11 protein-coding genes are annotated in these 8,791 nt (G+C 70.5%); 3 read left to right on the top strand and 8 right to left on the bottom strand.

From position 1 onward, the window contains the following. Nucleotides 1-27: 27 nt before the first annotated feature. The 6 genes from V8201_RS17495 to V8201_RS17520 all read right to left on the bottom strand — a co-directional run bounded on the left by V8201_RS17495 (nt 28) and on the right by V8201_RS17520 (nt 5,039). Nucleotides 28-963, bottom strand: a complete 936-nt coding sequence (locus tag V8201_RS17495; protein ID WP_336546084.1) for a FecR family protein — start codon at nt 961-963, stop codon at nt 28-30. Beyond that, nucleotides 960-1,547, bottom strand: a complete 588-nt coding sequence (locus V8201_RS17500; protein WP_235199710.1) for an RNA polymerase sigma factor — start codon at nt 1,545-1,547, stop codon at nt 960-962. The genes V8201_RS17495 and V8201_RS17500 overlap by 4 nt, the downstream gene beginning before the upstream one ends. A 158-nt stretch (nt 1,548-1,705) precedes the next feature. Then, complete coding sequence (locus tag V8201_RS17505; protein WP_271301033.1) at nt 1,706-2,086, bottom strand: response regulator; 381 nt, start codon at nt 2,084-2,086, stop codon at nt 1,706-1,708. A gap of 2 nt (nt 2,087-2,088) precedes the next feature. Further along, complete coding sequence (locus V8201_RS17510; RefSeq protein ID WP_336546085.1) at nt 2,089-3,861, bottom strand: PAS domain-containing protein; 1,773 nt, start codon at nt 3,859-3,861, stop codon at nt 2,089-2,091. Nucleotides 3,862-4,040: 179 nt separating this feature from the next. Continuing rightward, nucleotides 4,041-4,265, bottom strand: coding sequence for a hypothetical protein (locus tag V8201_RS17515; protein ID WP_037535791.1), 225 nt, complete (start codon nt 4,263-4,265; stop codon nt 4,041-4,043). Between the two features lie 552 nt (nt 4,266-4,817). After that, entirely contained in the window at nt 4,818-5,039 is a 222-nt protein-coding gene (locus tag V8201_RS17520; RefSeq protein WP_037535793.1) for a hypothetical protein, read from the bottom strand. 133 nt (nt 5,040-5,172) lie between these two features. On the opposite strand from V8201_RS17520, the gene V8201_RS17525 reads away from it, so the two are divergent. Beyond that, the gene (locus tag V8201_RS17525) at nt 5,173-5,391 is read left to right on the top strand and encodes a hypothetical protein (RefSeq protein WP_152542386.1); all 219 of its coding nucleotides are present in this window, start codon (nt 5,173-5,175) and stop codon (nt 5,389-5,391) included. 22 nt (nt 5,392-5,413) lie between these two features. Here the strand turns inward: V8201_RS17525 and V8201_RS17530 are convergent, their stop codons facing one another. Beyond that, a complete protein-coding gene (locus tag V8201_RS17530) occupies nt 5,414-5,848 on the bottom strand; it encodes an HIRAN domain-containing protein (protein ID WP_037535797.1) in 435 nt (144 codons plus the stop codon). Between the two features lie 185 nt (nt 5,849-6,033). Between V8201_RS17530 and V8201_RS17535 the strand changes: the two genes are divergently transcribed. Beyond that, nucleotides 6,034-6,954: a VOC family protein gene (locus V8201_RS17535; protein ID WP_336546086.1), complete on the top strand. Its 921-nt coding sequence runs from the start codon at nt 6,034-6,036 to the stop codon at nt 6,952-6,954. A 31-nt stretch (nt 6,955-6,985) separates the two neighbouring features. On the opposite strand, the gene V8201_RS17540 is transcribed toward V8201_RS17535, so the two are convergent. Then, nucleotides 6,986-8,401, bottom strand: a complete 1,416-nt coding sequence (locus tag V8201_RS17540) for a GH1 family beta-glucosidase (protein ID WP_271301038.1) — start codon at nt 8,399-8,401, stop codon at nt 6,986-6,988. A gap of 136 nt (nt 8,402-8,537) precedes the next feature. Between V8201_RS17540 and V8201_RS17545 the strand changes: the two genes are divergently transcribed. Next, on the top strand, nt 8,538-8,791 hold a 254-nt coding region (locus V8201_RS17545), incomplete at its 3' end, for a LacI family DNA-binding transcriptional regulator (RefSeq protein ID WP_336546087.1).

Genomic DNA, 8,791 nt, shown 5'->3' on the forward strand with positions numbered 1-8,791 from the left:
TTTCCGTCAGGTCCGATGCGGTTTTTTTCAGGGAACGATGCGCGTCACTTCCGTCCCGTCGGGCGCGTGGTGCCGCTCGACCCGGCCGCCGACCATCGCCGCGCTCGCCGTCGCGAAGCCGTCGACGTCATAGGTGCGGAACCAGCCGACGACGCGCCGCCCGGCGAGCGGCGGCGCGACCTCCAGCCGGTCGCTGTTGTAGCGGTTGAACTCGGCCGCGGCGGCGCCGAGCGTCATGTCGTCGAGCACGATCCGCCCCTCGCGCCATGCCAGTTGCTGGTCCGCCGCCTGCGGCGACAGCGGCCGCACCTGCGGCGCCTCGCCGGCGTTGAGCACCGCATAGCGGCCGGCGGGGACGGTGATCGCCGCATCGGGGCTGGCGACCGACCAGATCCGGACGACGCCCTTGGTGACGACGACGCGCGCCGCATCGCCCTGGCGGCGGACGTCGAAGGCGGTGCCGACCGCCTGGACGCGCACCGGCCCGCTCGCCACCACGAACGGCCGCGCCGGATTGTGCGCGACCTGGAACCACGCCTCGCCGCGGCGCACCTCGACATCGCGGCGACCGGGGGTGAAAGCGACGCGCAGGCTCGTGCCGCTGTTGACCAGCGCGACCGAACCGTCGGCGAGCGGCATCCGCCGCACCTCGCCGACGCCGGTGTCGATCCGCGCGACCGGCGCCGGCCACAGCGCGACGGCGAGGCCGGCGACCAGCGCCGTTCCGGCCGCCGCCCCGGCGAACCGCCACCGGCGCGCGGGGGGGGCGGTCGCCGCCTCCGCCGGGTTCGCGCCGGACAGAGCACGGCCGCGGTCGAGCAGGCTCAGCGTCGCCTGTGCGCGCAGCAGCGCGCCGCGATGGCGGCGATCCTCGGCGAGCCACAGCGGCAGCGCGGCGGCCTCCGCCGCATCGAGCCCGCGGTCGATCGCGGCCGCCCAGCGACAGGCGATATCGTCGATCATCGCCAGCCCCCCGCATCGCGCCGCGCCCGCCGCGCCACGCCGCGCGGCCGGCGGATCGGCAGTTCGGCCTTCTCCTCGTCGGTCAATTGGTCGAGAATGCGGCGCAACCCGCGCGCGATGTCATTCTCGACGACCGTCTCGGACACGCGCAGCTGCGTCGCGATGTCGCGCTGCGCGATGCCGTCGATCTTGCGCAGCCGGAAGATCTGGCGCGCGCGTTCGGGCAGGGCATCGATCAGCCGCTCGATCCGCGCCAGCATATGGCGGTCGGCGACGATCTCCTCGGGCGAGCATGCCGTCTCGGGCGCCGATTCGAGGTCGGCGAGGCCGCTCGCCGCCTCGATCCGCACCACCCGGTCGCGGCGGATCTGTTCGAGCACGACGTTGCGCGCGGTGCGGAAGAAATAGCTGCGCGGATCGCTGATATGGTCGAAGGCGTCGAGCCCGGCGAGCCGGCAATAGGTCTCCTGCACGACATCGTCGATATCGGCGGCGGGAAAGGCCGCGCGCAGCCACAGCCGCACCTGCCGCTCGTGCGGCAGGACGTGACGGCCGACCCAGGCAATCAGCTGATCCGAATGCACGCTTTGTCCCCTCGCATCCCAGGATGCAGCAGCGCAAGATTTCCGTCGCCGCGGCACCCTTTTGTCGGGCCACGCCGGCGCCGGTGCGGGTCGGACGGCATGCGGCCCGGCCGGGCGAGGGCGCGGGAAGGGGGCGCGGGGGAGGGCGGGGGAGGGGCCTAGGCCCGCGCCATGCCCTCGATCTGGCGCAGCAGCCGGTGCGGATCGAAGGGCTTGGGCAGGAAGGTCGTGCGCGCCGGCAGTTCGCTCTGCGGGATCGGCGCATTGCCCGACACGACGAACAGGACGGTCGGCGGGAAGCGTTCGCGGACGTAATGGGCGAGCTTCACGCCATCCATCGATCCGGGCATCTGCACGTCGGTCAGCACGACGCGGATCTCCTTGTGGGAATCGAGGATGGCGATCGCCGCCTCGGCATGGTCCGCCTCGAACACCCGCCATCCGGCGAGCGTGAAGAAATCGACGAGGTCGAAGCGGACCAACGCCTCATCCTCGACGATCAGGATCGTCCTGCTGCCGATCGGTCTGCTCTGACCCACGTTCAATTCCCGGTCACGATGGCGGCATCGCCGAGCCGCGCTGCCAGTTCGAACACCAAACCGTCCGGCCGATAGTCGGTTGCGGCCTTGCCGCTGAAATAGCTGCGCAGCGAGCGTTCGATCAGCACCGAGCCGAAGCCCTTGCGCAGCGGCGGCGTCACCGGCGGTCCCCCCGCCTCGCGCCAGCAGACCGACAGGGTGGCATCGTCGCCCTCTCCGTCGATCGACCAGGTGAGCGCGACATGGCCGGTGTCGTTCGACAGCGCGCCATATTTGGCGGCATTGGTCGCCAGCTCGTGCAGCGCGAGCGCGAAGGCGACGGTCAGTTCGGGCTTGAGCGTCACCGCTGGGCCGGACAGCCGGATGCGCTCGCCGATCCGGCCGTGGGGGGAAAGGGCGCGGGTCGCTAGTTCGCACAGATCGGCCGAGCGCCACGAGCGGCCGGTCAGCACGTCGGTGGCGGCGCCGAGCGCGACGAGCCGCGCCGACAGGCTGCGGCTCGCCGCCTCCGCCTCGGGAATGCCGCGCAACGTCTGCGCGGCGACCGACTGGACGACCGCCAGCACGTTCTTGAGCCGGTGCGCCAGCTCCTCGTTCATCAGCCGCATGTCGTCTTCGGCGCGGCGCCGGTCGCGGAAGTCGCGCGTCACCGTGGCATAGCCGATCAGCGCGCCGCTCGCGTCGGTGATCGGGAAGACCGAATAGAGGACGGGGATCAGTTCGCCGGTGCCGAAATGCCGGAAATCGAGCGCGCCGGCCCAATGACCGTCGCGCGCCACCGCCGGCAGCACCGTGCGCGTCACCGTCCCGACCTGGTCGGGCGGGAAGAAGTCGGCGATCGTCAGCGGCGCGAGGTCGGCGCCGTCGAGACCGACGAGCCGCCGCGCCGCATCGTTGAGATAGAAGACGCTGCCGTCGGTCCGCGCCATGCCGATGAAGTCGGTGCTGTTCTCCGCCAGCCGGACGAAGCGGTCGCGGTCCTCCTCGCTGGCGCGCAAATTGGTGATGTCGCGCGAGACGGCAAGGATGCGATCGGGACGGCCGTCGGGCCCGGCGATCGGGCTGACCGCGACATGCCACCATCGCGGCGTGCCGCGATAGGTGTCGGCCTTGCCGACGAAGCTGCGTGCCGCGCCGCGCCCCGCCGCCTCGATCGCCGCCTCGGCCTCGGCCCGGCCGTCGCCCTGCCAGAAATCCGGCCAGGGGCAGCCCGCAACCGCATTGAAGTCGCCGACCTCCATCACGCGCTGCCCGCCGTCGCTCATGAAGGTCAGCCGGCCGTCGAGGTCGAGCACCGTGATACAGTCGGTCGAGCTCGCCAGCACGCCGGACAGGAAGGCCTGCCGCTCGACCGCCCGCCGCTCGCTTTCGACCAGCTCGGCATTGAGCCGCCGTGCGCGCCGCAGCGACCCGCGCAGCTCGGCGGTGAGGATGACGAGGCCGATCATCACGAGGAGGAACAGGCCGGCCGCGATCCATTGCTGGCGCGGCACCCAGGTGGGATGCGCGAACGTGCCGAGCGAGGCGATGCCGGTGGCGGTCGACAGGCCGGCGGCGAACAGCCCCGGCCCCTTGCCCGTGATCAGCGCGATGGCGATCGTCGCCGGGATGAACAGCAGCCACGGCAGCGTGTCCGGCACGAACAGCACGCGCCCCCCGCCCACCGCGAGGATGACCAGCGTCGCGAGCAGATATTGCGTCGTTCGCGACAGTTGCAGGCCGAGCGACCAGGCGACGATGCGGTCGAACACGCTGACAGGCTGGGAACGGATCATCCGGGCGTCCAAGAGCGGACAGGCCCCCTGGCACATCCTCCTGTGCCGCTTAGCAAATCCCGGCGCGATCGGGAATAAGGCCGGTGCGGGTCGGCGCACCGCCGGCGGCCATCGCGGCGCGCAGCCCGGCTGCATCGTGCAACCCGCTTCGCCCGGATGCGCGGCGATGGCCGGTCCCGTCAGGCCTCCTCGTTCGCCACCCGCTCGATCTCGACCGCGGAGAGGCGTGCGCCGGTCGACAGTTCGGCGAAGAAGCCGTCGCGTGCCTCGGCCGGCTGGTCGCGCAGGTAGCGGGCGCAGTCGCGGACGGTGCCGTCGAGTTCCTGCCGGTGCTGCGCCGTGCCGTCGTCTCCGTCGGGAAGGCGGCGATACAGCGTCGCTTTGTCGTTCAGCAATCCGGGCATGCGTCTCACTCCGTTCTACCGGCGCCCAACGGGCGACGGCCGCTGACGGGTCCCGGACCGGCGACTCAGCCGCGGCGCGTCTGGGCGATGCGGCGCATCTTCCACACTTCGGCGGCGATCACCGTCAGATTGGCGGCGATGAAACCCGACATGGCGATATAGATCGGCATCGTAACTCTCCGTTCACCCGAATGGCCGGTGGCGATGGACAGATCCGTGCAGCCGCAAAGGTTTACGCCGGGTGAGCGGCAGGCGATCGGGCCTCGTCCTGCGGCGAGCGGTGCTTTGCGCGCGATGATCGGCCACAGTCGCGGGCGCGGCTGTGCCACGGTGACGCAGGTCGAGGATCGGCCCGGCTTGCCAGCCGGCGGCGCGCCGACCACACAGGCGTCGGTCACTACGGACCGGCGCTCCGCCCCCGCTCCCGCGGGCCGGGGGCGGGGCGCCAAGGCGTTATCCTTCCCTTAACCATATGCGGCTAGGGTCGTCGGCGAGGCAATTCGGCCCCGGCGCCCCGCCTGCTTCTGTGTCACTACGGACGGCGGGGCGTCTTCATTCCGGCACCACCCAGTTCAACTCGTCCGCCGCGGCCTCGGCGGTCTTGCCGAGATGCCGGACGAAATTCTGGAAGATCGGCACGGTGAAGGTGACCAGCACCGGGTCCGCCTCGGGTTCGTTGAAGGTCAGCACGACGAAGCGCGTGCCCGTCTCGTCGACCATCAGGCCCGCTTCGATCGCGCCCGGGCCGCTGGGGGTGATGACGATCTCAGCCATGGTGTCTCTCCGCTCTCTGCTCGACGTGCCGGCCGTTCGCCATGATGATGTCCTTGTTCTGTGGTCGTCCGAGCCCCTTTCGCGGGCCGGCGCGTTGGCCTGTAGCGTCTGTGCGGGGATAAGGAGAACGGCAATGCGATTTGTGCAGATGGAGATGCTGCCGGCGGGCAAGGCTCTGGTCGATATCGACAAGCTCACCCATGCGGTGCCCGAGGGCGCGGGTTCGCGCCTGTTCCTCGGCGCGCAGCATCTCGACGTGCCGCATACGCTCGATGAACTGGAGAATGTGCTCGCCGGCCGCGATCGCCACGACGCGGGCGAGAGCAGCACCGCCGGCTTCGGCCGCCGCTGAGACCGCCGGCGCGCGGCGGTCGTCACGCACCCCATTCGGGGCCGTCCTCGTCCGGATAGAAAGCGTGCGGGTCATAGGGTTCGGATCGACGCGGCGGGCGCGCCGGCCGGGGCGGCGTCGCCGGCCGCTGCGATGACGGCGGCAGCGTCGGCGCGCCACCGCCGAAGCGCAGCCGGATGAATGCCGCCCCGCCGTCCAGCCCCTGGAAGATCGCCTCCGCCGCCTCGCCGCGCGCCAGTCGCGCGCCGATATAGGGCGCGCGTTCGGCGTTGAGATAGCCGAGCTGGACGCCGCGCGGGCTGACCACCGCGATGGCATTGGCGTCATGGGGGTTCTTCGGCTCGGGCCGCAGCGCGACCGGCTCGCCGGGGAGCGTCATCATCGCCTCGGAGCGGCGGTTGCCGCCGTCCGCATTGGGAAAGTCGATGCCGACGACGGCAAGCGTGAGTTCCTGCATGGCTATGGCGTAGCGCGGCGGCCCGGACCGGCCAACTTTCCCGGAGGCGGGCGGCGCGCAATTCGGCGCTGGCGAGACCAACCCTGCGCAATGACAGGCGATATGACGCGGCCTATAGCGGTGTCGGGAGCGGTAACAGCCGCAGCCCGGCCGCGACGGCACGGGTGACGAGCAGGGAGAGGGTGATGATCCGGACACTGGCGCTGATCGGACTGCTGACCGCGACATCGGCCGCCGCGCCGCCCGCGGCGGAGGAGCGGCCGGCGATCACCGGCGTGTCGCACCTCGCCGTCTATGCGACCGATGCGGCGAAGACGCGCGACTTCTACACGCGGGTGCTCGGCGCGCGCGAGGGCCGGGATGTCGAGGATCCGGCGGGGACGCGCTATTATTTCGGTGCGCGCCAGTTCGTCGAGGTGCTGCCGCTGCCGCCCGGCCACGGGCCGAGCAGGCTCGCGCACGTCGCTTATGCGACCGCGGATGCGGCGGGATTGCGGGCCTGGCTCGCCCGCCACGGCAAGACCGACTTGTCGCCGGTCCAGCGCGGCGCGAACGGCGACCGCTGGTTCGCGACCCACGATCCCGAGGGCAATGAGATCCAGTTCGTCCAGGCGGCGGCCACCGACAATGCCGCCGTCCCGGGCGCGATCAGCGGCCGGATCATCCATGTCGGCTATGCCGTGCACGACCGGGCACGGCAGGACGACCTCTACCGCCGGCTGCTCGGTTTCCGCCCCTATTGGTTCGGCGCCTTCGATGCGAGCAAGGTCGACTGGATCTCGCAGCAGACGCCGGACGGGCGCGACTGGCTCGAATATATGATGGTCGGGCCCGGCTCCGACGTGCCGCTCGCCAACGTCGATGCCAATCAGCTCGGCGTGCTCAACCATCTGTCGCTCGGCGTGCGCAACATGCAGGCGGCGGTGACGACGCTCTATCGCGAGAACCGGCTCAGCCCCCGCCACGACGGCCCGCAGATGGGGCTGGACGGCAAGTGGCAGGCGAATTTCTACGATCCCGACGGGACGCGGATCGAGCTGATGGAATTCGGCCCGGTGATGACACCGTGCTGCTCCGCCTTCACCGCCGACAGCCCGACCGGCTGACACGCGACGGGCCGCGCCGGCCCGGCGCGGCTCACACGATCGTGTTGCGGCGGATCACTTCCTTGTACCAGGCCGCGCTCAGCTTGGGCGTCCGCCGCTGCGTCTTGAAGTCGACGTAATGGATGCCGAAGCGTTTGCCATAGCCGTCCGCCCATTCGAAATTGTCCATCAGGCTCCACAGGAAATAGCCCTTGAGCGGATAGCCTTCGGCGACGGCGCGGCGGAACTGGCCGAGATAGTTGCGCAGATACATGATCCGGTCGACGTCATCGACCCGCCCGCCGGTGACCGGATCGTCGGCCGACGCGCCATTCTCCGACACGTACAGCGTCTTCGGCCGCCACAAGTCGCTGACCAGCCGCACGCCCCAATAGGCGACCTCCGGCGCGACGACGAGCCAGGGCGAGGCCATGCGCGGTGACGAGGCGATGTGCGGGATGACCGCATAGCCTTTCGCGCTGTCGTCGGCGCGCACCCATTCGGGCGTATAGATGTTGAGCGCGACGAAATCGAGCGGGCTGCCGATCGCCGCCATGTCGCCCGCCTGCACCTTGGGCGCCGCGGCGCCCTGTTCGGCGAGATAGCTGTCGAGATAGCGGCCTTCCATGATCGCGGTCAGGAACATCGCATTGCGTTCGCGGGTCGCGCGCTTGGCGGCGGCGATATGCTCGGCCGTCTCGATCGCCGGGATGTGCAGCGCGATATTGTCGGCGATGCCGACGCGGGTGCCGGCGCGCGCCTGCGCGCGGATCGCCTGCACGCCGAGGCCGTGCGCCAGCACGCCGTGATGGCGCACCTGGTTCACCCCCGCCGGCGGCAGCTGCAGCCCCGGCGCGTGGATGCCGCGCAAATGGCCGAGATCGGTGAAGCAGGCGAGTTCGTTGACCGTCATGACGTCCTGCACGCGGTCGGACAGCGTCTTGGCCATGAAGCCGGCATAATCGGCGAAGGCGTATGCGGTGTCGCGATTCTGCCAGCCGCCGGGCAGGGCCGCCGGCAGATCCCAGTGGAACATCGTCACATAGGGCCGGATGCCGGCGGCGAGCAGGCCGTCGATCATGCGGTTGTAATAATCCACGCCCTTGGCGTTCGGCGTGCCGCGCCCGTCGGGGAAGATCCGCGACCAGGCGATCGACAGCCGGTAGCTGTTGACGCCCAGCCCCTTGAGCAGCGCGATATCGTCCCGGTAGCGGTGATAGCTGTCGCAGGCGACGTCGCCGGTATCGTTGTTGGCGACCTTGCCCGGCGTATGCGAGAAGACGTCCCAATTGGTCTGGCCGCGGCCGTCCTCGCGCACCGCGCCCTCGATCTGATAGGCGGCGGTCGCACAGCCCCAGCGGAAATCGCGCGGGAAGGAGAGATCGACCGGATCGGCCGCGGCGCGCTGCGTCAGCGCCAGCCCGGCGCCCGCGGTCAGTCCGCTTCGTAGCATGTCGCGGCGGTTCATCGGCTCTCTCTCCCTCGTCCCGCTCGTCGGCGGCACGCTCAGTTCGATACCCTTTGTCCGACGTTGTCAACCGTGTCGCGGCGGTTGCGGCGGCCTGCGCAGTGGACCGCCGCGATGACGCCCCGTACACCGGCGCATGGTCCAGGCTCCGCACCGCACCACGATCGTCGACGTCGCCCGCCACGCCGGCGTGTCGACCAAGACGGTGTCGCGCGTGCTCAACGGCCAGCCGCACGTCACGGAGGATATCATCCGCCGGGTCAGGGAGGCCGCCGCGGCGGTCGATTACCATCCCAACATGCTCGCGCGCGCGCTGGTCCAGCGCCGCTCGCACCTGATCGGGCTGGTCTATGAAAACCCCTCGCCCAGCTATGTCGTCGACCTGCAGAA

It is taken from the genome of Sphingomonas kyungheensis, from assembly GCF_037120395.1.
Classification (GTDB): domain Bacteria; phylum Pseudomonadota; class Alphaproteobacteria; order Sphingomonadales; family Sphingomonadaceae; genus Sphingomonas; species Sphingomonas kyungheensis.

What these genes read in the sequence shown, in the direction of transcription:
- V8201_RS17510 (WP_336546085.1), bottom strand. Translation starts at nt 3,861, where the DNA reads ATGATCCGTTCCCAGCCTGTCAGCGTGTTCGACCGCATCGTCGCCTGG.
- V8201_RS17535 (WP_336546086.1), top strand. Translation starts at nt 6,034, where the DNA reads ATGATCCGGACACTGGCGCTGATCGGACTGCTGACCGCGACATCGGCC.
- V8201_RS17495 (WP_336546084.1), bottom strand. Translation starts at nt 963, where the DNA reads ATGATCGACGATATCGCCTGTCGCTGGGCGGCCGCGATCGACCGCGGG.
- V8201_RS17515 (WP_037535791.1), bottom strand. Translation starts at nt 4,265, where the DNA reads ATGCCCGGATTGCTGAACGACAAAGCGACGCTGTATCGCCGCCTTCCC.
- V8201_RS17520 (WP_037535793.1), bottom strand. Translation starts at nt 5,039, where the DNA reads ATGGCTGAGATCGTCATCACCCCCAGCGGCCCGGGCGCGATCGAAGCG.
- V8201_RS17540 (WP_271301038.1), bottom strand. Translation starts at nt 8,401, where the DNA reads ATGAACCGCCGCGACATGCTACGAAGCGGACTGACCGCGGGCGCCGGG.
- V8201_RS17530 (WP_037535797.1), bottom strand. Translation starts at nt 5,848, where the DNA reads ATGCAGGAACTCACGCTTGCCGTCGTCGGCATCGACTTTCCCAATGCG.
- V8201_RS17525 (WP_152542386.1), top strand. Translation starts at nt 5,173, where the DNA reads ATGCGATTTGTGCAGATGGAGATGCTGCCGGCGGGCAAGGCTCTGGTC.